Genomic DNA, 24653 nt, shown 5'->3' with positions numbered 1-24653 from the left:
CGTGCCGTGGAAGGAGCACGGACCCGCCGTCAGCCGTCGAGGAAGCCCCGCAGCTCCCCGGCCAAGTCGCGCAGCCCGGGTGCGGCCGCCGTCTCCTCGCACCGTTCCAGCAGAGCGTGAGCATGGAAGAGACGCCGCTGCGCCCAGCGGCGTGAGCCCGTGGACACGGCGGAGTCGGCTGCCGCCGTCTCCGACAGATGCTCCATCAGGAACAACGCGCGTACCAGGGCGAACGACTGGTAGGCGGGAAGTACGTCAGCGTGGGCGACAGTGACCGGGTATCCGAGGTGCGCCAACTCGTCCAGGTAGAGCTGGCACAGAGCCACGCGTTCCGGCCAGTCGCTGTCCTTGAGGTCCAGGGCGGCATGGTCCTCGACCAACTGAGCCACCTCGTAGAGCAGGGGCAGGTGGCCGTGCGGTTCGAGGTCGAGCGCGACCATCCGGCCGTTGTCGGTGACCAGCCAGTTCTCCGCGTGCGCGTCACGACCCGGTACCGGAGGAAGCGCGGAGGGTGTCACCGACCTCCAGCGAGCAGCGCACGCGTTCGCGTCAGGGACGCCGAGCCGACCCGCGCGCTTCGTCAGGTCATCCGCGACCCTCTCGTAGGCGTTGCTCGTGGTCGCGGGTGCCTGTCCCGGCCGCAGTCCCGACATCTCCGTCGCCCAGACGTGGATGCGTGCCAGGTATCGGATCGCCTGGGAGACCGAGGCCAGCGGTTGCCCGCTCCGCCCTTCGTAAGCGTCCGCGATGGCCGCTGCCAGGCTGCGGCCCACCGCGCGACGCGATGCCAGCGCGGTGTCCGGCGCGGGATCACGCGAAGTCGGCCAGTCCCGGGGAAGTTCGACCATCGCCAAGGGGACGGGCAACAGCATCCAGCCCGGTGCCCCAGTGTTTCGCAGATACTGCCGCAGTGACGCCAGGTGGTCGCGTTCCGCCTCGGCCTCAGCCCGGCTGGTCGGTTTCAGCACCAGCGTCGCCGACAGGAGACGCTGGGGATCGTCCAGTACGAAGGTTTCCGACCGTCCTCCGAGAACCTCCTGGCGGAAGGGCTGGGCGTGCACGGCAGTCCATGCCGCTTCCTGGTAAAGCCGGGCCTGATCGCCCTCGCGGACCGCACGCCGAACTTCCGACCCCTTCGGGTCAGCATGCCCTTCTTCCTCGAGTTCCGGCGTCGCACTCTCCTGCGGGGGCCCTGCCGGTATGCCCTTCCGGGCCCCTGCTGCCGCGAACTCCGCGAGTTGCATCAGCGGCCAGGGCCACTGGGGATCGAGTTCCCACGCCGCGACAGCGAGGTCGACCGCCGTGGAAAACTCTTGAGGCGCGCCCGTCTTCCGCCACAGCTGGAAGTGGCCGGCGGCCGAAACGCTGAAGTTCCCGGGGTTGGAGTCGCCGACGTCGCGAGCCCTGGCCTTGTACTCGAGTGCGGTCCGCAGGTCCTTCTCACTGCCCGTACGGGCCCGCCGCAGGTACGCCTCACCCAGCAGGCCGTGGACATTGTCCGGGGCGTGGGGATCCTGAGAGGCCGTTTCGAGCCAACTGATCGCCTCGGTGAGATGGTGCTGTACCCGTGTGAGCGAGTGCAATCGCAGTGCGACCTCGCCGAGCATGCCGGTGACACGCGCGGAGGAGATCTCCTGGACGTCCACTTCCCCGCCGGTGTCGGCCGGGTCGTCGTCGAGACACGCGGTGAGGACGTCCCTCGCCTCGCGCAGGAGCATCACCGCCTCGTCGTCCGCGCCGCCCGCGAGCTTCATGACCTTCGCGTAGTGCAGGGCCGCCCGCCCCAGCACCACCTTGGCCTCCCTGCTCTGCTCATCGGCCGCCACCAGGTCGGTGCACAATTGCCTGTACAGCGCGGAGGCGGACTGGACGTCGAGTCCGTCGGCGGGGTGTCCGTACGGTGACTGCGCCCGCTTGAGCCGATGCTCCCCAAGAGTGACCAGCCAGCGGGAGGAACCGACAACCCGCGGGGCCGCCCGTTCGATGAGGGCATCGGCAGCCTCCCAGAGCATGGGCAGTTCAGCCGGGTCGTCGGACAGCCGGGTGAGCACCTCCAGCAGGAACGTGTAGTGCCCTGGGCTGTGGTCGTCCGCCGCCTCGGCGTACTCCAGGTCCGTGCGGGCTCCCCGCAGGAGTTCGAAGGGCTGCCGTGTGTTGCGGGCCAGGTAGAGCCGGGTGACTCCGCGCTTCCCGCGCCAGATGCGGCGTGCCTTGCTCGTGGGAGCCAACAACCGGTCCGCGTCGGGCTCCACGATCTCCCAGCAGCGGATGGCCTCCTCCAGCATGGGGCGGACCAGACGGCTGCGTCCCCGGGCCATCTGTTCGGTGGCGTACTGCTGCAGCGACCCGGCCAGATACAGGTGCACGTGGAAGAAGGTCGCGTCCCAGCGCAGTCCGGCGAACCGCGTCCCGACCACGGCAGGCCCCGGTCGCAGGACGTTGCGCATGGCGAGACAGACGAGGATGGCCCGCTCGGGCTCGAGTTCGTTGTAGGACGCGCGCCAGACGACGGGGAGGGCGCCCAGGGCGGTCCGGGGGTCCAACAGCTGCTGGAAGGTGCCGTCCGGGCAGAAGTCCGTCACCCGGTCCAGGAGGTCAGGGGTGAACGGGAAGTTCAGCGTGAGCGTCTGCCGGTACAGCAGCGTCAGGAGATCTTCGCTCACGGGGTCTCCGCCTGTCCGGCGGTGGGCCGCCGCACCGGCTGGATGTCCTCGCGCAGGCGCTCGTCGCCGATCAGGAAGGCGGACTGCGGAAGCACCATGTGCACACCTTCCCGCCCGAGAGCGATGCCCTGCCGGCCCACGGCGATGACGTGCTGTTCCGCGGGGTCACGCGCCAGGGCCAGCAACGCTGAACGGAGTTCGACGGCGTGCGGCTTGTCGAGCAGAAGGTCGTGCACCTCGAATAAGCGGACCTGCTGGTACGACGCACCGGCCACTTTCAGTGGTCCGTCGGTCACACGACGGACCAGGGTGAAGTTGACGGACGCCACCAGCGGGGCCAGTTCGGGGTGACCGACCTCGCCGAGTTCCTCGACGAGCTCGCGGCGCAGACAGTCGGCCGCCGACTCACGGCCGGTGCCGCCGTGCAACCAGCGAGCGAAGTCCGGCATCCTGGCCGCTCGCACGAAGCCTCGTAAGTCGCACCTCATCACCTCCTGGCTGCGTTCCTCGTACTCGAATCCCAGCTTGTCCAGCTTGCGGAGCCCGGTCTCGTGGTACTTGACCACTCCTCCGGGCGGGCCGAAGGCCGCCGGCCGAGTGGGCGAGTCGAACAGGACGTAGCGATCCTCATCGCCGAGTCGCAGGAGCACGGCCACGGAGACGCGCACACGCCGCCACGGCGTGAACAGGAGGAGCAGCAGCCGTAGATGCCGCCGGTTCTGCCAGACCGTCTTGCCGATGTAGATGACCAATGCCGCGGCTACCGTGGCGGCAACGCGAAGCGCGATGTCTTCGATCACTGAGACCCCCCTCTGCGAGGAATGGATCCTAGCGGCCGGTGTGTCCCGTTGCGCCCCCCTTCCGGTACGACAATCCCAATGAGTGACTTGGGTTCCCGGATCCCTCCGGACAGCCAGGTCACCGGTACAGGGGCGGCCTCTCCACCAGTTCGACCTCGACCCGGCCGCCGTCCTCCAGCGCCCGCACCCCCGCCTCGCACACCGCGGCGGCTGCATAGCCGTCCCAGACGCTCGGGCCGGTCACCTCGCCGCGGCGGGTGGCGTCGACCCACGCCTGGACCTCCCGGTCGTAGGCCGTCTCGAAGCGTTCGGTCCAGTCCTGGGCGATGGTGCCGCCCCAGCGGCCGGCCATGTTGGTGACCAGGGCGTGGCCGTCGCCGATGCGGGCGGTGCCGCGTTCGCAGACCACCTCGGCCTGCACCTGGTAGCCGAAGCCGCAGTTGACGAAGATCTCCACGTCGGACAGGGCGCCGCCGTCGGTCTCGAAGACGACGAACTGCGGATCGCGCAGTCCGTCGGGGGCGTTGGCGGACGGGGCCGGGCGCAGCACCGTGACCGCCGTGATCTCGTGGTCCAGCAGCCAGCGGGTCACGTCCGCCTCGTGGGCGACGGAGTCGCTGATGAGCATGGAGCTGGTGAAGAAGGGCGGGCTGGCGACGTTGCGGTGCCGGTTGTGCAGCATCAGCGGACGGCCCAGCTGGCCCGTCGTCAGCAGGGCCCTCAGCTTCGCGTACTCGGGGTCGTAGCGGCGCATGAAGCCGACCTGGACACGGCGGTGGCCGAGGCGCAGTTCGGCTTCGAGGACGCGCAGGGCGGAGGCCGCGTCGGGGGTGAGCGGCTTCTCGCACAGGACGGGCAGGTCGCGCTCGAAGGCGGCGAGCAGGGTGGCCTCGTGGGCCGGGCCCGGGGAGGCGATCAGGACGGCGTCGACGTCGGCGGCCGCCAGCGCGGCGGCCGGGTCGGTGTGTGCGGTACAGCCGTCGACGCGGGCGGCGACGGCCTTCGCGCGCTCCGCGTCGACGTCCGCGACGGCCACCACCCGTGCTCCGCTGGTGACTTCGTGGAGGCGGCGCACGTGGTCGGCGCCCATTCTTCCGGTACCGATGACCGCGACTCCCAGGGTGGCGCGCTCAGTCATGGCCGTCCTTTCGGATCGTCAGGCGCCGCAGGACCTCAGGAACTTGCGGGTGCGCACCGCGATCGGCAGCGGCTTGTCCGGCTCGCAGGGGTACATGTCCTGCTCGACGATGGCGAACAGGTCCACGCCCAGCTTCTGGGCGGCCGTGAGGACCGGTCCCAGCTCGGGCACACCGGCGGGCGGTTCGCACATGACTCCGCGCGCCACGGCGGGGCCGAACGGGACCTCGTTCTTGACCACGTCGGCGAGGATGTCCGGGTCGACCTGCTTGAGGTGCAGATAGCCGATGCGCTCGCCGTACGTCTCGATCAGCTTGACGCTGTCGCCGCCGCAGTAGGCGTAGTGCCCGGTGTCCAGGCAGAGGTTGACCGCGCCGGAGTCGGTGGAGTCGAGGAACTGCTCGACGTGCTCCTCGGTGTCGATGTGGGTGTCGGCGTGCGGGTGGACGACGATGTCCAGACCGTACGTGTCCTTCACCTCACGGCCGAGGCGCTCCATGCCCGTGGTGAGGTTGCGCCACTGCTCGGTGGTGAGCTCCGGCGGCTCCAGGATCTCGGCGGTCTTGTCGTCCCGCCAGAAGGACGGGATGACGACCAGGTGCTTCGCGTCCATGGCCTGGGTGAGGGCGGCGACCCGGCTGACCTGCTCCCAGGTGGAGTCCCACTCGGACGGGCCGCGGTGCAGGCCGCAGAAGATCGTGCCCGCGGAGACCTTCAGGTTCCGCTTGGTCACCTCGTCGGTGAGCCGGGCCGGGTCGGTCGGCAGGTAGCCGTACGGGCCGAGTTCTATCCACGAGTAGCCGGCCTCGGCGACCTCGTCGAGGAAGCGTTCCCAGGGCACCTGCTGGGGGTCGTCGGGGAACCAGACGCCCCAGGAGTCGGGGGCTGAGCCGACCCGGATGCGGTCGAGCGCGAGGGCCATGTCAGGACTTTCCTTCCGAAGACGTGGCTACGGGGGCGGTGAGGTCTCCCGCTTCGGGGAGCTCCTCGACGTCGACGCCGCGCACCTGGGACAACTCGTGCTTGAGGGAGGCGAGTTCGGTGCCGCCGGCCATGTGGTTGGTCAGCTCCTCGAGGCTGACCTCGCTGCGGGAGGCGGACAGTTCCATGGTGCCGAGGCGCAGCACGCTGAAGTGGTCGCCGACCATGTAGGCGTGGTGCGGGTTGTGGGTGATGAAGATGACGCCCAGGCCCTTCTCGCGGGCGGCGGCGATGTACTTCAGCACCACACCGGACTGCTTGACGCCGAGGGCGGCGGTCGGTTCGTCCAGGATGAGGACGCGGGCGCCGAAGTAGACGGCGCGGGCGATCGCGACGCACTGGCGCTGGCCGCCGGAGAGCGTGCCGATGGGCTGCTCCATGTCGTCGAGGACGATGCCCATGTTGCGCAGTTCCTCGTCGGCGGTCTTCTTCATCTTCTCGATGTCGAGACGGCGGACGGGCCAGGGGCCCTTGGTCATCTCGGAGCCGAGGAAGAAGTTGCGCCACACCGGCATCAGCGGGACGACGGCGAGGTCCTGGTAGACCGTGGCGATGCCCTTGTCGAGGGCCTCGCGCGGGGTGGAGAAGCGCACCGGTTCGCCGTCGACGAGGAACTCGCCCTCGGTGTGCTGATGCAGACCCGAAACGATCTTGATGAGGGTGGACTTGCCGGCACCGTTGTCGCCGAGGACGCAGGTGACCTGGTTGGGGAAGACCTTCAGGTCGACGCCGTGCAGGGCCCGGATGTTGCCGTAGGACTTGCCGGCGCCGCGGAGTTCGACGAGGGGTCGGTCCTTCTCGGGCGGCGTGTCTTCCAGGACGGCGCCGTGGGTGCCGGTTTCGTTGCTGGTCATTGCGGTCACCTCCGGGTCGCCGTGCGCTGGACCCACAGATTGATGAGGACGGCGCCGAGGAGCATCACGCCGAGGAAGGCCTTGAACCAGTCCGGGTTCCAGCCGGCGTAGACGATGCCCTGCTGCACCATGCCGAACATGAAGGCGCCGAAGACCGGGCCGATCGCTGAGCCGTAGCCGCCGGTGAGCAGACAGCCGCCGATGACGGCCGCGGCGATGTAGATGAGCTCCTGGCCCACGCCCTCGCCGGACTGCACGGTGTTGAAGGAGAACAGCTGGTGCATGCCGACGAACCAGGCGCCGAAGCCGACCAGCATGAACAGGGAGATCTTGGTGAAGGTCACCGGGACACCGACGGCCCGGGCGGAGTGCTTGTTGCCGCCGACCGCGAAGATCCAGTTGCCGTACTTGGTGCGCAGCAGCACCCAGGTGGCCAGGGCCGCGAAGACCAGCCACCACACCACGGTGATCTTGACGTTGACCCCGCCGACCTCGAACGTCGAGGCGAAGAGCTTCTGCGCCTGGGAGAAACCGTCCATGTCGCTGATGTCGTCGGTGGCGACGTTGCCGGTGACCAGCTTGGTCACGGCGAGGTTCACGCCCTGGAGGATCAGGAAGGTGCCGAGGGTGACCAGGAAGCTGGGCAACCCGGTCTTGACCAGCAGCCAGCCGTTGAACGCCCCGATGGCGAGCGACACCAGGAGGGCGACGATCACGCCGACCCAGACGTTCATGGTCAGCTGGTAGCTGAGCATCGACGCGGTGAGCGCCGAGGTGACCACGGCGACACCGGCCGACAGGTCGAACTCGCCGCCGATCATCAGCAGGGCCACCGGCAGTGCCATGATCCCGATGGTCGACGACTGGTACAGGATGTTGGCCATCGAGCTGCCGTCGCGCACCGGCGGTGCCGCGAACAGGAAGAACACGAGCACGGCGACGGCGCCGAGGAAGACGCCGACCTCGGGCCGGGCCAGCAGCCGCAGCGCCATCGGGCGCTGCCGCGTGCGGCCGTCGGACTGCTTGGGGCCGGGGGCCGGCGGTGTGTCCACCGCCGGCGCAGCCTGTTGGGTCATGCTCATCACCGGGTGCCCTTCGCGGCGAACTCCCCGATCTTGTCGACGTTGGACTTGTCGACGAAGGCCGGGCCGGTCAGCACGGGCTGCTCGCCGCCGCCGCTGTAGTTGCCGTTGTTCTTGTAGAGCCACAGGCCGTCGACGGCCAGATAGCCCTGGAGGTAGGGCTGCTGGTCGACGGCGAACTGGATGTCGCCGGCCTTGATGGACTTGATCAGGTCCTTGTTCAGGTCGAAGGTGGCGATCTTCGCCTTGCTGCCGGCGTCGGAGACCGACTGCACCGCGGTCAGCGCGAAGGGGGCGCCGAGGGTGACGACGTAGTCGATGGACGGGTCCTGCTTCAGCTTGGCGGTGATCGTCGACTTCACGGACGGCATGTCGGTGCCGTTGACGTTCTGCGGGTCGACCTTGCCCTCGAAGGTCTTGGCCACGCCGTCGCAGCGCTGCGTCAGGCCGACGTTGCCCTGCTCCTGCATGACGCAGAGGACCTTCTTGGCGCCGACCTCGTTGAGCTTCTTGCCGAAGGCCTCGCCCGCGACGGACTCGTCCTGGCCGAAGAACTCCAGCAGGTTGAGCTTCTTCCAGTCGCTCAGGCCGGAGTTGAGTCCGACCACGGGTATGCCGGACTTCTCGGCCTTGCCTATGACGCCCTTGAGGGCGTCCGGCTTGGCGAGGGTGACGGCGATGCCGTCGACCTTCTGGTCGATCGCGTTCTGGACCAGGTTGGCCTGGTTGCCCGCGTTCGGGTCGGCGGAGTAGACGAGCTTGATGTTGTCCTTGGCGGCGGCGGCCTCGGCGCCCTTGCGGACGGTGTCCCAGAAGGTGTCACCGGGGGCCTGGTGGGTGACCAGGGCGACGGTCATGCGCGGCGTGGTCGCCTTGCCCGCGGAGGCGTCGGCAGCGCCTTCCTCGGACTTCTTGCCCCCGGAACTGCTGGAGCAGCCGGCGAGGGTCAGGGCCGCTGCCGCGGCAACGGCGACAACCGGCGCGATTCTGCGGGAGCGGGGGTGAGAAGAGCGGTCCATCTTTCCTGGCACCTCACTGTGCTACTGCGGGGGAAAGGAGGGGATCACGAGGATCCGTGGTCCCGGAGCCTTACGGAGTCCGGATCATGATGCCGCAAACAGACTGTTGCGATGCCACGGGATACAAGTCCCTGCCGCGCCCGCTGTCAATACTTTGTTAAGACATCATTTCACAAGCAGGTCCGAATGTAAGTACAAACTATTGACAGGGCCCTGCTCGGGCACCTACACCTGTTAAGCGGCAGGTCCCAGGTCACCCACGCCCCACGGTGTCAGGGCGGCTCCGGACCCGCATCCCCAGCTTCCCGAGGAGGTCGCGCATGGCCGGGCCAGCCCAGTATTTCGACTTGATCACGATGGGCCGCATCGGAGTCGACCTCTATCCCCACCAGACCGGCGTCCCTCTTCCCCAAGTGGAGACGTTCGGGAAGTTCCTTGGAGGTTCGGCGGCCAATGTGGCGGTCGCCGCGGCACGCCTCGGACGCCGCACGGCGGTCATCACCCGGACCGGCAACGACCCCTTCGGCACCTACCTGCACGAGGAGCTGAGGTCCTTCGGCGTCGACGACCGCTGGGTCACCCCGGTCGACGCGTATCCCACGCCGATCACGTTCTGCGAGATCTTCCCGCCGGACGACTTCCCGCTGTACTTCTACCGCCGCCCCAAGGCCCCCGACCTGGAGATCCACACCGACGAGCTGGATTTCTTCGCGATCCGCGGAGCCCGGATCTTCTGGATCACCGGGACCGGCCTGAGCGAGGAGCCGAGCCGCTCCGCCACGCTCGCCGCCCTCAAGGCCCGCGACAAGGCGGGCGTCACCGTCTTCGACCTCGACTGGCGGCCGATGTTCTGGGCCGACCCCGAGGAGGCCCGCCCGTACTACCGCGAGGCGCTGCGCCACGCCACGGTCGCGGTCGGCAACCTCGACGAGTGCGAGATCGCCACCGGCGTGCGCGAGCCGCAGGCCTGCGCCGACGCGCTGCTGGAGGCGGGCGTGGAACTGGCCGTCGTCAAACAGGGCCCCAAGGGCGTCCTCGCCGTGCACCGCGACGGCACCCGGGCCGAGGTGCCGCCGGTGCCGGTCGAGGTGGTCAACGGCCTGGGCGCGGGCGACGCCTTCGGCGGTTCCCTCTGCCACGGCCTGCTCGCCGGCTGGGACCTGGAGAAGACCATGCGCCACGCCAACGCCGCCGGTGCCCTCGTCGCCTCACGCCTCGCCTGCTCCTCCGCGATGCCCGCCGAGTCCGAGGTCGAGGACCTCCTCGCCGGGGTGTCGTCGCCGAGCACGAGTCACTGAACGGAGCCTGCATTGAACATCGGCATCCCCGACCTCACCACGGTCCGGGCCCGGAATCCCGAGGCCGTCGCCGAGGCGGCCGCCCGCCGGGTGCGCCGGCCGCTGATCGGCGACAGCGGCCGGCTGATGATCGTGGCCGCCGACCACCCGGCGCGCGGCGCCCTCGGGGTCGGTGACCGGCGCCTGGCCATGGCCAACCGCGCCGAACTGCTGGAACGGCTCTGCGTCGCGCTGTCGAGGCCCGGGGTCGACGGGGTGCTCGCCACCGCCGACATCCTCGAGGACCTGCTCCTGCTCGGGGTGCTGGAGAACAAGGTCGTCATGGGCTCGATGAACCGCGGCGGCCTCGCCGGCGCCACGTTCGAGATGGACGACCGTTTCACCGGCCACCGCGCCGAGGACATCGCCCGGCTCCGCTTCGACGCGGGCAAGCTCCTGGTCCGCATCGACTACGACGACCCGGGCTCGCTCACCACCCTGGAGTCCACCGCACGGGCGATCGACGCCATGGCGGCCCGGCAACTCCCCCTCTTCGTCGAGCCGTTCATCTCCCGGCGGGTCGACGGCAAGGTGCGCAACGACCTGTCCGCCGAGGCCGTCACCCGGTCCGTCGCGATCTCCTCGGGGCTGGGCGGCACCTCCGCCTACACCTGGCTGAAGCTGCCCGTCACCGACGACCCGGACGACATGGCCCAGGTGCTGGAGACCTCCACGCTCCCGGTCGTGCTGCTCGGCGGCGAGGTGGGCGGCGACCAGGAGGGCGCGTACGAACGCTGGCGCAAGGCCCTGCGCCTGCCCACCGTGCAGGGTCTGGTCGTCGGGCGCTCGCTGCTCTACCCGGCCGGGGGCAGCGTGGAAGAGGCGGTGGACACGGCCGTCGGCCTGCTGTGATGCAAGAGGCACCTGCTGTGACCCGAAAGGCACACGATGACGTATCACCTTCCCGCGGGTAAGGCCCTCGGCGTCCCCTACATCGTCGACGTCACGCCCGAGAAGGCCGGCTGGGACCACTCCAGCCTGCGGATCCTGGAGCTGCCGCCGGGCGGCACGCACTCCTTCGAGGCCGGCGACAGCGAGTGGATCGTCGTCCCGCTGAGCGGCGGCTGTACGGTCGCCGCGACGGACGACTTCGGCCAGGACACCTTCGAGCTCCAGGGCCGCCGGGACGTCTTCAGCGGCGTCAGCGACTTCGCGTACGTGCCGCGCGACGCCCGGGCGACCGTGACGTCCGCCGGCGGCGGCCGGTTCGCGCTGACCGGCGCGCGCTGCACCCGCCGGCTGCCCGCCCGCTACGGCCCGGCCTCCGAGGTGCCCGTGGAGCTGCGGGGCACCGGGAACTGCTCCCGGCAGGTCAACAACTTCGGCGCGGCGGGCGTGTTCGAGTGCGACAAGCTCATCGCGGTCGAGGTGATCACCCCGGGCGGCAACTGGTCGTCGTTCCCGCCGCACAAGCACGACGAGCACCGGCCGGGCGAGGAGTCCGTGCTGGAGGAGATCTACTACTTCGAGTTCGCCGGCCACGACGGCATCCCCGGCCTCGGCTACCAGCGCGTCTCCCCGTCCGGACCGGGCCGCGACACCGATGTCCTGGCCGAGGTCCGCGACGGCGACGTCGTCCTGATCCCGGACGGCTGGCACGGGCCGTCGATGGCCACGCCCGGCCACCACATGTACTACCTCAACGTCATGGCGGGCCCGGAGGCCGAGCGCGCCTGGCTGATCTGCGACCACCCCGACCACGCCTGGGTCCGCGACACCTGGCCGGACCAGCCGGTCGATCCCCGACTCCCCCTCTACACCGCCCCGGAGACCTCCGCATGAGCGCCCGCACCCGCCGACTGACGACCGCCCAGGCCCTGGTGCGGTTCCTGTCCGCCCAGTACACCGAGCGGGACGGCGTGCGCCGCCAGCTGATCGCCGGGACCTGGGGGATCTTCGGCCACGGCAACGTGGCGGGTGTCGGCCAGGCGCTCCTGGAGGCGGGCGAAGATGTCATGCCGTTCCACCAGGGCCGCAACGAGCAGTCGATGGTGCACGCGGCGGTCGGCTACGCCCGGCAGCTCAACCGCCTGTCCGCGCAGGCCGTGACGACCTCGATCGGCCCGGGCGCGACCAACCTGGTCACCGGTGCCGCCCTGGCGACGATCAACCGGCTGCCGGTGCTGCTCCTGCCCGGCGACTACTTCGCCACGCACTCCGCCGACCCGCTGCTCCAGCAGCTGGAGCACCCGGTCGAGGCCGACGTGTCGGTCAACGACACCCTGCGCCCGGTGTCCAGGTACTTCGACCGGATCACCCGCCCCGAGGCGCTGATCCCGTCGGCGCTCCAGGCGATGCGCGTGCTGGCCGACCCGGCCGAGACCGGCGCCGTCACCCTGGCCCTGCCCCAGGACGTGCAGGCGGAGGCGTACGACTGGCCGGAGGAGTTCTTCGCCGAGCGCGTCTGGTACGTACGGCGTCCCGCGCCCGACCCGGTGGAGCTGACGGCGGCCGTCGACGCGATCCGGTCGGCCGAGCGCCCCCTGATCGTCGCGGGCGGCGGCGTCCACCACAGCGAGGCCGAGTCGGCGCTGAGGGCGTTCGTGGACGCCACCGGCATCCCGGTCGCCTCGACCCAGGCCGGCAAGGGGTCGCTCCGCCACGACCACCCCGCCGACCTCGGCGGCATCGGCCACACCGGCACGGCCGTCAGCGACGACCTCGCCCGCGCCGCGGACCTCGTCATCGGCGTGGGCACCCGCTACACGGACTTCACCACGGCCTCCGGCACGCTCTTCCAGAATTCGGACGTGCGGTTCCTCAACCTCAACATCACCGGCTTCGACGCGCACAAGCTGGCCGCGCGCACGCTGGTGTGCGACGCGCGGTCGGGCCTCGAAAGGCTGCTGGAGGCGCTCTCCGGACACCGGGTGAGCGAGGCGTACGAGGCCGCGTACCGCGCCGGCAAGGAGCGCTGGGACGAGGTCGTCGAGGCCGCCTACCGCGCCGACGACGAGAGCGCGGTCCCGACCCAGACGCAGGTGCTCGGCGCGCTGGACGCGGCCGTCGGCGACGACGACGTGGTGATCAACGCGGCCGGCTCGCTCCCCGGCGACCTGCACAAGCTGTGGCGCTCCCGCAGCCCGCGCCAGTACCACCTGGAGTACGGCTACTCCTGCATGGGCTACGAGATCCCGGCCGGCATCGGCGTCCAGCAGGCCGCTCCCGGTACGCCGGTGTGGGCGCTGGTCGGCGACGGCACCTACCTCATGATGCCGACGGAGATCGTCACGGCCGTCCAGGAGGGCCTGCCGCTCAACATCGTCCTCCTCCAGAACCACGGCTACGCCTCCATCGGCGGTCTGTCGGAGGAGACCGGCGGCGAGCGGTTCGGCACCGCCTACCGCTTCCGGGCCGCCGACGGCACCTTCACCGGCGCCCCGCTGCCCGTCGACCTGGCCGCCAACGCGGCCAGCCTCGGCATGGACGTCCTGCGCGCCAAGACGGTGCGCGAGCTGCGCGAGGCGCTGGCCACGGCCCGTTCCTCCGACCGGCCGACCTGCGTGTACGTCGAGACCGACCCGGCCCCGACCGCTCCCCCGGCCGAGGCCTGGTGGGACGTGCCGGTGGCCGAGACCGCCTCCCGCGAGGCCGCCGTCGAGGCCCGCGAGCGCTACGAACGGCAGGTCGCCGGACGCCGTCGCCACCTCTGAACTCCCGCGAAGTCCCCGCGAACTCCCCGTGAAATCAGGCTCCACGAAAGGCCCTTGCTCCCCATGAAGACCATCACCCACTGGATCGACGGCAAGCCCGTCGAGGGCACCTCCGGCCGCTTCGGCCCCGTCTACAACCCGGCCACCGGCGCCCAGGAGAAGCAGGTCGCGTTCGCGACCGTCGACGAGGTGGACGCCGCCGTCGCCTCCGCCAAGGCCGCGTTCGAGTCCTGGGGGGAGTCCTCGCTCGCCAAGCGCACGGCGGTCCTGTTCAAGTACCGCGAGCTGCTGGACGCCCACCGCGACGAGATCGCCGAGCTGATCACCGCCGAGCACGGCAAGGTGCACTCCGACGCGCTCGGCGAGGTCGCGCGCGGCATGGAGATCGTGGAGCTCGCGTGCGGGATCAGCGTCCAGCTCAAGGGCGAGCTGTCCACGCAGGTCTCCACCCGGGTCGACGTCGCCTCGATCCGCCAGCCGCTGGGCGTGGTCGCGGGCATCACGCCGTTCAACTTCCCGGCGATGGTGCCGATGTGGATGTTCCCCCTCGCCATCGCGTGCGGCAACACGTTCGTGCTGAAGCCGTCGGAGAAGGACCCCTCCGCCTCCCTCCGCCTGGCCGAGCTGGCCTCCGAAGCGGGCCTGCCGGACGGCGTCCTGAACGTCGTGCAGGGCGACAAGACGGCCGTGGACCGCGTCCTGGAGCACCCGGACATCGAGGCGGTCTCCTTCGTCGGCTCGACCCCGATCGCCAAGTACATCCAGCTCAAGGCCGTCGAGCACGGCAAGCGGGTGCAGGCCCTGGGCGGCGCCAAGAACCACATGCTGGTCCTGCCCGACGCCGACCTGGACCACGCCGCCGACCAGGCGATCAACGCGGCGTACGGCTCGGCGGGCGAGCGCTGCATGGCCGTGTCGGTCGTGGTCGCGGTCGGCGACACCGGTGACGAGCTGGTCGGCAAGATCGCCGAGCGGGCGAAGAACCTGCGGATCGGCCCCGGCGACGACCCTGCGTCCGAGATGGGACCGCTGATCACCCGTGAGCACCGCGACAAGGTGGCGTCCTACGTGTCGTCGGCCGCCGAGCAGGGCGCCGAGGTCGTCGTCGACGGCACGGGCTTCTCGGTCGACGGCCACGAGGACGGCTTCTTCCTCGGCGTCTCCCTCCTGGACCGGGTGCCGCTGACGGCGGACGCGTACCGCGACGAGATCTTCGGCCCGGTGCTGTGCGTGGTCCGCGCGGACACGTACGAAGAGGCCATCAAGCTGATCAACGACTCCCGCTGGGGCAACGGCACCGCGATCTTCACCCGGGACGGCGGCGCCGCCCGCCGCTTCCAGCTGGAGGTCAAGGCCGGCATGGTCGGCGTCAACGTCCCCATCCCGGTCCCGGTGGGCTACCACTCCTTCGGCGGCTGGAAGGACTCGCTCTTCGGCGACCTGCACGTCTACGGCAACGACGGCATCGCCTTCTACACCCAGGGCAAGGTCATCACCACCCGCTGGCCGGACCCGGCCGACGCGGGCGGCATCAACCTCGGCTTCCCGAGCAACTCCTGACGCCGAAGGGGGGCAGTCCGTGGCACACCGATGGGGGGTAATCCATGGCGAGGACCGGTGACCGGGCCCGCACGGCAGCAGTCCCCGCGCTCAGCGCGCTGGACTTCGCCCTGGACCGGGGCAGTCCCGTGCCGCTGTACTACCAGCTCGCGCAGCAGCTGGAGTCGGCGATCGAGCACGGGGTCCTCGCCCCGGGCAACCTCCTGGGCAACGAGGTCGACCTCTCGGTGCGCCTCGGCCTGTCCCGCCCCACCGTCCGCCAGGCCATCCAGTCCCTCGTCGACAAGGGACTGCTGGTCCGGCGGCGCGGGGTCGGCACACAGGTGGTGCACAGCCAGGTCAAGCGCCCCCTGGAGCTGAGCAGCCTCTACGACGACCTGGAGGAGGCCGGGCAGGGACCCACCACCCAGGTCGTGCGCAACGAGGTCGTCCCGGCCTCCTGCGACGTGGCAGCGGCGCTCGGCGTCGCGGAGGGCAGCGAGGTCACCGTCCTGGACCGGCTGCGCCGCACCCACGGCCAGCCGGTGGCCCTGCTGTGCAACTACCTGCCGGCGTCTCTCGTGCCCCTCGACGACACACGCCTGGAGTCGACGGGCCTGTACCGGATGATGCGCTCGGCGGGCATCACCCTGCACAGCGCCCGGCAAAGCGTCGGCGCCCGCGCGGCCACGGCGGAGGAGGCCGCGTGCCTGGACGAGGAGGAGGGAGCGGCGCTGCTCACCATGCAGCGCACGGCTTACGACGACACCGGGCGTGCGGTCGAGTACGGCACGCACATCTACCGTGCGTCGCGGTACACGTTCGACTTCCAGTTGCTGGTCAGGCCGTGACCGGACTCCGAGCGCGGGTGCGAGCGGGGCGGTTCCGAGGGCCTCGCGGCCGGCCTCGACGCCCTGGCCGGCAGCTTCAAGAGCGGTCCCCCTTCCGCAGCATCCGGCTGAACGGCGTGTCCGGGCGCTCCAGGCGTTCGCCGTCCAGCGTGATGTCGACGGCCTCGTTGAAGAAGGCGACGCGTCCCTGGATCGCCGCCACGGCGGGCAGCGGCTCGGGGTAGCTCCAGACGATGTTGGGCGGCACATCGCCCTCGTCGCGCCAGGACCAGTACTCGGCGGTGCCCTTGTAGGGGCATCCGGTGCTGTGGTCCGTGGCGTCGAACAGGTCCAGGCGGACGTCCTCGCGGGGGAGGTAGTACCGGGTCGGCAGGGACGTCTCGAAGAGCAGGACGGGGGCGTGGGTGTCCGCGACGACCCGGCCGTCGATCTCGACCCGGACATGGCGGCTGCTGGGCAGCGCGTCGACGCGTTTGTGCGGGTCACGGGGGTGGATGAAGATCTCTTCCTCCTCCTCGTACCAGTGGTCCAGGCCCGTGTCGGTGCGCAGGAACCACTCGAAGGCGATGTGGCCGGCCAGGTCGTCGGCGGGGAACGTCCAGGCCGCGTTCGCGCGCACCTCGCCGTCGGCGTCGAGGTCGTAGAAGATCCGGGAGCCGGTGTGCTTGCCGGTGGGCGGGTTCTGCGCCGGGCGGAGGAGGTCGGTGCGGACCTCGTCGTGCGGGAAGGCGTACTGCGGTACGGGCAGGTGGGGTTCCCAGACGAGGACGGGGTGCCGGCTGTCGACGACGGTGACGTCGCCCTTGCGGCCGCGCACCCAGCGCTCGCTGGGCTCCCACATGAGGCCTTCGGGGGTGGTCCTGATCGACCGGGCGGCGGGGTGGGCCGGGTGGGTGGTCATGGCCGGTGCTCCTTCCGGAGGTCCGGATGTCCGGTTCCCTCCACGGTCCCACGAGCTCAGTGGGCCGCGTCCAGCCTGGCCCGCTGCCCGGCGGTCAGTTCCAGGTCCACCGCGGCGAGGTTCTCCTCCAGCTGGGCCACCGAGGAGACCCCGGCCAGCGGGACGATCGGCAGCTCACCGCCGATCTGCCAGGCCAGCACGACCTGGTTGACGGTCGCCCCGGTCTCCCGGGCCACCTCCCGCAGCACCGCCAGCCTGGCGGGGGTGCCGGGGTGGTCGAAGTCCGCGGGCAGCCGGTCCGGGTGGGTGTAGGCGCCCTTCAGCAGCGGCGAGTAGGCGACCAGGGTCAGTCCCGGCTCGGCCCGCAGGTAGCTCAGCAGGTCGGGGCCGGCGTGGCCGAGGCTGCCGTCCGGGAAGAGGCTCTCGGGTACGTCGGTGCGGGGGCGCAGGTGGCTGTGCGCGTACTGGAGCACCTCGTAGCCGGGCAGTCCGGCCGCGGCGGCGAGTGCGCGGGCCCGCTCCACCCACCAGGCGGCGTGGTTGCTCACGCCGAGCAGTCCGACGGTGCCCTCGGCGACCAGGGCGGCGAAGCCCTCGACGGTCTCCTGGAGCGGGACCTCGTGGTCCTGGATGTGGGCGTACAGCAGGTCCAGCTTCGCCACGCCGAGCCGCTCGCGGCTGCGTTCGGCGGACTCGCGGATCACCTTCGCCGACAGGCCCTCGGCGTTGTCGACATAGCTGGTGCCGGGGGCCAGGGGGCGGGCACCGAGCTTGGTCGCGATGACGATCTCGTCGCCGATGCCGCGGCTGCGCCGCCAGCGGCCGAGGAGTTCCTCGCTCTGGCCGCCCTGGCCGCCGTCGACCCAGAAGGCGTAGTTGTCGGACGTGTCGATGAAGTTCCCGCCGGCTTCGACGTAGCGGTCGAGGACGGCGAAGGACGTCTTCTCGTCCGTCACCGATCCGAACAGCATGGCGCCGAGCGCGAGGACGCTCACCTCGCGGCGGGTGTGCGGATCCGTGCCGATCGTGCGGTACTTCATGGCTGCTCCTCCCGTGCGCGCCCCGGGGGTCGGGGCACGAACGGCAGTCTTCATCTTGAAGCGCACTTCAAGTCAAGACCCGCACGGGTCAGTCGGCGAACGGTCCCTCCAGCGCCGCCCACTGCAGCAGCATGATGGTCTTCGCGTCGGCGATCTCACCGGTGCGGATCATCTCCAGGGCCCTGCGGAAGGGCAGCTCGAAAATCTCGATGTCCTCGCCCTCCTCGTCCAGACCGCCACCCTCGTGGGTGCGGGTCGACGGGCCGTAGGCGGCGGCGTAGAAGCTGACGCGTTCGGTGACCGAGCCGGGGCTCATATAGACGTCGAAGACGTGCCGGACCTCGCCGATGGTGTGGCCGGTCTCCTCCACGACCTCGCGCCGCACCGCGATCTCCGGGTGCTCGTCATCGTCGTCGAGCAGGCCGCCCGGGGTCTCGACGAGCATGCCGTCGGGGTGCCCGTTGACGTACACGGGGAAGCGGAACTGGCGGGTGAGCAGCACGGTTTCGCGTTCGGTGTCGTACAGCAGCATGGTGGCCCCGTTGCCGCGGTCGTGTGTCTCGCGTTCCTGGGTGCTCCAGGTGCCGTCGGCGTGCCGGAAGTCGAAGGTCGTGGTCCGCTCGACGTACCAGTGGCTGGACAGGAGCTTCACGTCCCGCACCTTGACGCGGGGGTTGCCGGTCAGGTCCCGGCCGGTCCGGTCGAGTCCGGTGCGGCCCCTGCGGTCAGGGGTGTCGATGCCGGCGGTCATCGGGCACCGGCCGGGCGGGCGGAGAAGGGCGAAGTGGTCATGCCCGCTTCTACCATCCGGGACCGCCCGGTGCCGCACGCTCCGGATCGGCACGGGTGTCGGACACGGGAGGTGACGCGTCTGCGCCTGCCCGTCGCCCGGTGAGCCGGGAGACAGTGGGAGGCCGGTGTCGCGGCCTCTGCGGCAGGCCTGCGGGCCACGGCGCTTCGATTCGCCTCACGGGGGAGGACCCATGGAAACCGGCCGGAGCAACAGGCACGCGCTCGTCGTCGGCGCCGGTATCGGCGGACTGGCCACCGCGCTCGCCCTCGGCCGTGCCGGGTGGCGCGTGACCGTGCTGGAGCGGGCGGCGGCCATCGGGGAGATCGGCGCGGGAATCCAGCTCAGTCCCAACGGGGTGCGCGTGCTGAGCTCCCTCGGGGTGCTGGAGGGGCTGCTGCCCACGACGTTCCGTCCCGAGGCCGTCGAGATGCGGCTCGGCCGTTCAGGTCGGCACGTGTTCCGCATCGAACTCGCCGAGACCGCCGTACGGCGGTGGGGCGCCCCTTATCTGCACGTCCACCGTGCGGACCTGATCGACGTCCTCCACACCGGGACGGTCGGCAGTGGCCTGGACATCACGCTCCACACCGGGTCGGCGGTGAAGAGCTACGAGCAGAGCCCCGAGGAGGTCACGGCACTGCTCGACTCGGGCCGGCGCGTCAGCGGCAGCCTGCTCGTCGGTGCCGACGGCATCCACTCGGTGATCCGCGGTCAGATGCTGGGGGCGGGCGAGCCCCGGTTCACCGGCCATGTCGCCTGGCGGGTCACCGTCCCGGTCGAGCGTCTGGGGCGTGACGCGCCCCCGCCCACCGCGTGCCTGTGGGTGGGCGACCGGCGTCACGCGATCACCTACCGGCTCCGGGGCGGGGCACTGGCCAATCTCGTGGCGGTCGTGGAGCGCGACGAGTGGCGGGGAGAGTCCTGGACCGAGCGCGGCACACGGCAGGACGCGCTGGCCGACTTCGAGGGCTGGCACCCCACGGTCACCACCACCCTCCGGGAGGCGGACGCCCACTACCGCTGGGCGTTGTTCGACCGCGAGCCCCTGGAGACCTGGACCGACGGACGCGTCGCGCTCCTCGGTGACGCGTGCCATCCCATGCTGCCGTACCTGGCCCAGGGTGCCACCATGGCCATCGAGGACGCACAGGTGCTCGCCCACCGGCTCGAAGGCACCGACGACGTGCCCCGGGCGCTGCTCTCCTACTCCGCCACGCGGCGGCCGCGTACCGCACGTGTCCAGGCCGGATCACGCCAGAACGGGCAGCGGTTCCATCAGGGAAGCACCTTCGCCCACCTGCCCCTGTGGTTCCTGGGGAAACTCGCTCCCCGCGCCTACCACCGCCGGCTGGACTGGCTCTACGGACACCGGGTGCCTTGATCGCCTGCTCCCCCGGCCCAAAGGAAAAGGCCTCCGCAGGCTGTTGCCCGCGGAGGCCTTCCGCACCGTCGGGACGACAGGATTTGAACCTGCGACCCCTTGACCCCCAGTCAAGTGCGCTACCAAGCTGCGCCACGTCCCGGTGCGCGCACCGCCGCGGTGAACCGCGTGATCGCGCGAACAGCACTTTACCTCACACCCCTGGCCGCGCCGAAAGCGGCCCGGGCGGGACAATCGGCGTATGGGCAGCACAGGCAGTGAGGAAAGCACGGGACGGCCGGGCGGCGCACGCGACCGCGACAGCGAGGGGCGGGCGCGCAACGCCCGGCCGCGGGACGGTCTCGGCCGGCCCCTGCCGTACGACGCGCCGGGGGTGCCGCGGCAGCCCGAGGGCGTCGTCCGCACCCCGGAGGAGACCGTCGTCGAGGCGCAGCGGCTGCTGGACGAGGGGAAGCCGTTCCACGCGCACGAGGTCTTCGAGGACGCCTGGAAGTCGGGCCCCGACGCGGAGCGGGAACTGTGGCGCGGGCTCGCCCAGCTCGCGGTGGGCCTGACACACACCGCCCGCGGCAACCTCACGGGCGGGGTACGCCTGCTGCGGCGCGGTGCGGGCGCGGCCGAGGCGTGGGCGTCCGGCTCCGGGAAGGCGACGCCACACGGGATCGACGTCGCGAGCGTCGCCGCCTGGGCACGGGGGCTGGCCGAGGACGTGGAGCGGGAGGGCCGGCCGGTGGACGCGGGGGCGCGGGCGCCCCGGTTGCGGGGTGCGGACGCCGGGCGCTGACAGCACCCCCACGACTGACACGACTGGCGCGCCCATCACCGGGCACCCGTGCGGACGTTCTGGCATGCGCACGTAGTCCACTGGTGTGAGGGTGACGTCGTGACCGTCGTGGAGGAAACCGCACTGCCCGCCTCCCAGCCCCCGGTGCTGGACACCCGTCGCCGCAACGTCGTCTTCGTGACGATCATGCTGGGGATGCTGCTCGCGGCCCTCGACCAGACCATCGTCGGCACCGCTCTGCCGACCATCGTCTCGGACCTGGGCGGGGCGGACCACATGTCGTGGGTGGTCACCTCGTACCTGCTCGCGGAGACCGTCGCGACCGTGCTGGTCGGCAAGTTCGGCGATCTGTTCGGCCGCAAGGTGGTCTTCCAGGTCTCGGCGATCGTGTTCATCACGGGCTCGTTCCTGTGCGGTCTGGCCACCAACATGTCCATGTTGATCGCCTGGCGGGCGATGCAGGGCATCGGCGCCGGCGGGCTGATGGTCACGTCGATGGCGTTGATCGCCGACGTCATTCCGCTGCGCGAGCGCGGCAAGTACCAGGGCGCGATCGGCGCGGTGTTCGGTGTGGCCACCGTCATCGGGCCGCTGCTCGGCGGGCTCTTCACCGACCATCTGACGTGGCGGTGGGCGTTCTACGTCAACGTGCCCATCGCGATCGTGGTCGTCGCGGCGGCCGCCCGCACCATCCCGGTCGTGAAGTCGGTGTCCCGGCCGGTCATCGACTATCTGGGCATCGCGCTCGTCGCGGCCGGCGCGAGCGCGCTGATCCTGGCGACGAGTTGGGGCGGCAACGAGTACGCGTGGGGCTCGGGCGTGATCATCGCCCTGTTCGTGGGCGGTGTGGTCGCACTCGGTCTGTTCTGCTGGGTGGAGACCCGGGCGCGCGAGCCGATGCTGCCCATGCGGCTGTTCGCCAACCCGGTGTTCACCGTCTGCTCGGTGCTGAGCTTCATCGTCGGCTTCGCGATGCTCGGCGCGCTGACGTATCTGCCGACGTATCTCCAGTACGTCGACGGTGACTCGGCCACGGTGTCCGGCGTGCGGACGCTGCCGATGGTGGCCGGGCTGCTCATCGCGTCGGTCTTCAGCGGCGGCGTCGTCAGCAGGACCGGGCGGTACCGAGTGTTCCCGATCGTCGGCGCGCTGGTGATGGGCGCCGGTCTGTTCCTGATGTCCCGCATGGGGCCGGACACCGGCTCGGGGCTGGAGTCGCTGTACATGTTCGTCATGGGCACCGGCATCGGTCTGTGCATGCAGGTGCTGACGATCGCGGTGCAGAACACCGTCGACTACGCCGACCTGGGCACGGCGACCTCCGGCGTGACCTTCTTCCGCACGCTGGGCAGCTCGTTCGGTACGGCCGTCTTCGGCACGATCTACACCAACGCGCTGGCGCCCAACCTCCGCGAGGGGGTGGCGCGGGCGGCGCAGACCGGCGGCGTGGAGCCGGACACCCTCGCCGGGGCGGCGACCAGCCCGGACGGCGTGCACGAGCTGCCGCCGGCCACGGCCGCCCCGATCATCGACGCCTACGCCGACACCCTCCAGACCGTGTTCCTGTGGACGGTGCCGGTGGCCGCCCTGGGCTTCCTCGTCGCCCTGTTCCTCAAGCAGGTCCGGCTGCGCGACACCGCGCGGACCGGGTCGACCGACATGGGCGAGGGCTTCGCCTCGCCGGGCGGCGCGGACTCCCGACGAGTGCTGGAGGCCGCCGTCGGAAAGATCATCGGCAGTACGGACCTGGACACCGCGCGCCGGATCATCCTGGAGTCGGACACCCGGCTCGATGTGGCGGGTGCCTGGGCGGTGATGCAGGTCGAGCTGTTCTCGCGGATGGTCGGTCATGCCAGTCTCGGACTCATCGCCGCGCGGCGCCGGATGCCGCCCGAGGTGTTGCTGCCGGTCTTCGAGCGGATGGTCGACGAGGGATTCCTGACCCGCGACGGCTCCCTCCTGTCCCACACCGAGGCCGGTGCCCGCGAGGCCGCGGTCATCACCAGGGCCTGGGCCTCCTGGCTGGAGGACCGGCTGGGGCAGGACATCGGCCGTCCGTCGGACAGCGACCTGCGCGTCGCGGTCGACGCGATCGCCAAGCGGCTGCTGGTGGAGGACCTGAGCCACGGTCTGCCGGCCAGGCCGGCGAAGGTCCTGGCGACCAGCACGGCGTGACGGGCGGCTGCCGCTCTGCCCCGGGTACCGACCGGCGGACACGCCCCACCGTGGTTATCGTCCAGGCATGGAGTCCGTACGTGCCGTGCTCGTCGACATCGACGGGGTGCTGACCGTCTCGTGGCGGCCCTTGCCCGGGGCCGTGGAGGCGTTGCGGGATATCCGGGATGCCGGGCTCGCCGTGCTGCTGGTCACCAACACCACGTCCCGCACCCGGGCGTCGATCGCCGGGACGCTCACGGACGCGGGGTTCCCGGTGTCCGCCGAGGACATCCTGACCGCGCCCGCCGCCACCGCCTCCTACCTCGCCGAGCACTGCCCCGGCGCCCGGTGCGCCCTGCTCAACAGCGGCGACATCGCGGAGGACCTCGATGGTGTGGTCGTCGTCGACCCGGCGGACTCCGGCCCCGTGCCGGATGTCGTGCTGGTCGGCGGGGCCGGTCCGGAGTTCGGCTACGCGGCGCTGGACCGGGCCTTCGGGCATCTCCAGCGCGGGGCCCGGCTGGTCGCCATGCACCGCAACCTGTACTGGCGTACGGCCGAGGGACTGCGGCTGGACGCCGGTGCGTTCCTGGCCGGGCTGGAGCAGGCCGCCCGGGTGGAGGCCGAGATCACCGGGAAGCCGGCCCGGGCGTTCTTCGAGGCGGCGCTCGCCCGGCTGGGCGCGAGTGCGGGCGAGGCCGTGATGGTGGGCAACGACGTCGAGTCCGACGTGCTCGCGGCGCAGCGGGCCGGGATCACCGGGGTCCTCGTCCGGACCGGCAAGTTCCAGCCGGAGGTGCTCCGGGCCGCCGACGGCACGCCCGACCACGTGATCGACTCCTTCGCGGACCTTCCGGCACTGCTGCGGGGTTCAGCGCAGCAGTAGCTGCAACCCGCCCACGACCGTCGCCGCGATGACCAGCTGTTCGAACAGCCGCTGGTTGATCTTGTTGACCGCCCACTTGCCGAAGAGCGCGCCGGGCACGACGAACGCCACGAGCGCCAGGTCGAGCAGCAGGGAGCGGCCGTCGATCAGGCCGAGGCCGGCGCTGAAGGGCAGCTTGGAGACGTTGACGATCAGGAAGAAGAAGGCCGACGTGCCGAGGAAACCGAGCTTGCGGAAGCCCGCGGACAGCAGGTACATCGACATCACCGGGCCGCCCGCGTTGGCGACCATGGTGGTGAAGCCGCCGAGGACGCCGTAGGAGCGGGCCTTGATCCGGCCCGCCCGGGTCGTGACCGACTCCGGCTCCTGCTCGGCCTCCGCCGTACGCCTGCGCCAGACCGTCACCGCGGCCATCAGCAGCAGGATCGCGCCGATCGAGGTCCGTACGATCGCGTCGTCCGCCCACATCAGGAACACCGTGCCGACGACGACGCCCGCGGCGACCGCCGGGAACAGCCGCCACAGCGTGGGCCAGTGGGCGTGCCGCCGGTAGGTGGCGACGGCGAGCAGGTCCCCGGCGATCAGGACCGGCAGCAGCACGCCGGTGGAGGCGCGGGCGGGCAGCACCGCGGCGAAGATGGCGAGGCTGACTGTGTTGGCCCCGCTCACGGCGGTCTTCGAGAAGCCGACGAGCAGGGCCGCGAAGGCGAGCGCGGCGAACTCCCAGCCGGTGATGTGCCAGAGCGTCATCGTGTTCATGCGAGCACTGATGCTATGTGCAACGAACCGGGTCGG

Annotated in this window: 21 protein-coding genes and 1 tRNA gene; 10 read left to right on the top strand and 12 right to left on the bottom strand. The window is 70.8% G+C overall.

Annotated features, from left to right (window positions below; all coding sequences use genetic code 11):
• Positions 1–29: 29 nt before the first annotated feature.
• The 7 genes from ABFX81_RS05410 to ABFX81_RS05380 form a co-directional block, all read right to left on the bottom strand.
• The gene (locus ABFX81_RS05410) at positions 30–2663 is read right to left on the bottom strand and encodes a hypothetical protein (protein WP_086854921.1); all 2634 of its coding nucleotides are present in this window, start codon (positions 2661–2663) and stop codon (positions 30–32) included.
• Positions 2660–3463: an SMODS-associated NUDIX domain-containing protein gene (locus ABFX81_RS05405; RefSeq protein WP_346137682.1), complete on the bottom strand. Its 804-nt coding sequence runs from the start codon at positions 3461–3463 to the stop codon at positions 2660–2662. The genes ABFX81_RS05410 and ABFX81_RS05405 overlap by 4 nt, the downstream gene beginning before the upstream one ends.
• A gap of 118 nt (positions 3464–3581) precedes the next feature.
• Entirely contained in the window at positions 3582–4601 is a 1020-nt protein-coding gene (locus tag ABFX81_RS05400; RefSeq protein WP_086854919.1) for a Gfo/Idh/MocA family oxidoreductase, read from the bottom strand.
• 18 nt (positions 4602–4619) lie between these two features.
• Entirely contained in the window at positions 4620–5522 is a 903-nt protein-coding gene (locus ABFX81_RS05395) for a TIM barrel protein (protein WP_086854918.1), read from the bottom strand.
• A 1-nt stretch (position 5523) separates the two neighbouring features.
• Complete coding sequence (locus tag ABFX81_RS05390; protein WP_086854917.1) at positions 5524–6435, bottom strand: ATP-binding cassette domain-containing protein; 912 nt, start codon at positions 6433–6435, stop codon at positions 5524–5526.
• A 5-nt stretch (positions 6436–6440) separates the two neighbouring features.
• On the bottom strand, positions 6441–7517 hold the full coding sequence (locus tag ABFX81_RS05385) for an ABC transporter permease (protein ID WP_346137681.1): 1077 nt from the start codon (positions 7515–7517) through the stop codon (positions 6441–6443).
• Entirely contained in the window at positions 7517–8536 is a 1020-nt protein-coding gene (locus ABFX81_RS05380; RefSeq protein WP_086854915.1) for a substrate-binding domain-containing protein, read from the bottom strand. The genes ABFX81_RS05385 and ABFX81_RS05380 overlap by 1 nt, the downstream gene beginning before the upstream one ends.
• A gap of 320 nt (positions 8537–8856) precedes the next feature.
• Between ABFX81_RS05380 and iolC the strand changes: the two genes are divergently transcribed.
• From iolC to ABFX81_RS05350, 6 genes are all read left to right on the top strand, one after another.
• Positions 8857–9834, top strand: coding sequence for a 5-dehydro-2-deoxygluconokinase (iolC, locus tag ABFX81_RS05375; RefSeq protein ID WP_086854914.1), 978 nt, complete (start codon positions 8857–8859; stop codon positions 9832–9834).
• A 12-nt stretch (positions 9835–9846) separates the two neighbouring features.
• Entirely contained in the window at positions 9847–10725 is an 879-nt protein-coding gene (locus ABFX81_RS05370; protein ID WP_086854913.1) for a Cgl0159 family (beta/alpha)8-fold protein, read from the top strand.
• Positions 10726–10761: 36 nt separating this feature from the next.
• A complete protein-coding gene (gene iolB / locus ABFX81_RS05365; RefSeq protein WP_086854912.1) occupies positions 10762–11655 on the top strand; it encodes a 5-deoxy-glucuronate isomerase in 894 nt (297 codons plus the stop codon).
• Positions 11652–13526, top strand: coding sequence for a 3D-(3,5/4)-trihydroxycyclohexane-1,2-dione acylhydrolase (decyclizing) (gene iolD / locus ABFX81_RS05360; protein WP_086854911.1), 1875 nt, complete (start codon positions 11652–11654; stop codon positions 13524–13526). Before iolB ends, iolD begins: the two co-directional genes overlap by 4 nt.
• Before the next feature lie 63 nt (positions 13527–13589).
• Positions 13590–15086 carry a CoA-acylating methylmalonate-semialdehyde dehydrogenase gene (locus tag ABFX81_RS05355; protein WP_086854910.1) on the top strand — a complete coding sequence of 499 codons (1497 nt, stop codon included), beginning with the start codon at positions 13590–13592 and terminating at the stop codon, positions 15084–15086.
• A 44-nt stretch (positions 15087–15130) separates the two neighbouring features.
• Positions 15131–15916: a UTRA domain-containing protein gene (locus tag ABFX81_RS05350; RefSeq protein WP_086854909.1), complete on the top strand. Its 786-nt coding sequence runs from the start codon at positions 15131–15133 to the stop codon at positions 15914–15916.
• 76 nt (positions 15917–15992) lie between these two features.
• Here the strand turns inward: ABFX81_RS05350 and ABFX81_RS05345 are convergent, their stop codons facing one another.
• The 3 genes from ABFX81_RS05345 to ABFX81_RS05335 all read right to left on the bottom strand — a co-directional run bounded on the left by ABFX81_RS05345 (position 15993) and on the right by ABFX81_RS05335 (position 18608).
• Positions 15993–16817 carry a DUF427 domain-containing protein gene (locus ABFX81_RS05345; protein ID WP_346137680.1) on the bottom strand — a complete coding sequence of 275 codons (825 nt, stop codon included), beginning with the start codon at positions 16815–16817 and terminating at the stop codon, positions 15993–15995.
• Between the two features lie 56 nt (positions 16818–16873).
• Entirely contained in the window at positions 16874–17857 is a 984-nt protein-coding gene (locus ABFX81_RS05340; protein WP_346137679.1) for an aldo/keto reductase, read from the bottom strand.
• A gap of 88 nt (positions 17858–17945) precedes the next feature.
• Positions 17946–18608 carry an NUDIX domain-containing protein gene (locus ABFX81_RS05335; RefSeq protein WP_086854449.1) on the bottom strand — a complete coding sequence of 221 codons (663 nt, stop codon included), beginning with the start codon at positions 18606–18608 and terminating at the stop codon, positions 17946–17948.
• A 232-nt stretch (positions 18609–18840) separates the two neighbouring features.
• On the opposite strand from ABFX81_RS05335, the gene ABFX81_RS05330 reads away from it, so the two are divergent.
• On the top strand, positions 18841–20031 hold the full coding sequence (locus tag ABFX81_RS05330) for an FAD-dependent monooxygenase (RefSeq protein WP_086854448.1): 1191 nt from the start codon (positions 18841–18843) through the stop codon (positions 20029–20031).
• Between the two features lie 68 nt (positions 20032–20099).
• Here the strand turns inward: ABFX81_RS05330 and ABFX81_RS05325 are convergent.
• Positions 20100–20173: transfer RNA gene (locus tag ABFX81_RS05325), tRNA-Pro, on the bottom strand.
• Between the two features lie 99 nt (positions 20174–20272).
• On the opposite strand from ABFX81_RS05325, the gene ABFX81_RS05320 reads away from it, so the two are divergent.
• The 3 genes from ABFX81_RS05320 to ABFX81_RS05310 all read left to right on the top strand — a co-directional run bounded on the left by ABFX81_RS05320 (position 20273) and on the right by ABFX81_RS05310 (position 23858).
• Positions 20273–20815: a DUF309 domain-containing protein gene (locus tag ABFX81_RS05320; protein ID WP_086854447.1), complete on the top strand. Its 543-nt coding sequence runs from the start codon at positions 20273–20275 to the stop codon at positions 20813–20815.
• Between the two features lie 99 nt (positions 20816–20914).
• Positions 20915–22990: an MDR family MFS transporter gene (locus ABFX81_RS05315; protein ID WP_346137678.1), complete on the top strand. Its 2076-nt coding sequence runs from the start codon at positions 20915–20917 to the stop codon at positions 22988–22990.
• A gap of 67 nt (positions 22991–23057) precedes the next feature.
• On the top strand, positions 23058–23858 hold the full coding sequence (locus tag ABFX81_RS05310) for an HAD-IIA family hydrolase (RefSeq protein ID WP_346137677.1): 801 nt from the start codon (positions 23058–23060) through the stop codon (positions 23856–23858).
• On the opposite strand, the gene ABFX81_RS05305 is transcribed toward ABFX81_RS05310, so the two are convergent.
• Positions 23844–24617 (bottom strand): TSUP family transporter, encoded by a 774-nt coding sequence (locus ABFX81_RS05305; RefSeq protein ID WP_086853948.1) that lies wholly within the window; start codon positions 24615–24617, stop codon positions 23844–23846. The genes ABFX81_RS05310 and ABFX81_RS05305 overlap by 15 nt on opposite strands.
• Positions 24618–24653 lie beyond the last annotated feature (36 nt).

Origin of the sequence: Streptomyces coeruleofuscus (assembly GCF_039532725.1) — a bacterium.
Lineage (GTDB): Bacteria > Actinomycetota > Actinomycetes > Streptomycetales > Streptomycetaceae > Streptomyces > Streptomyces coeruleofuscus.
Note: the sequence above shows the minus strand (reverse complement) of the source record. Positions and strands in the feature narration are given on the sequence as shown.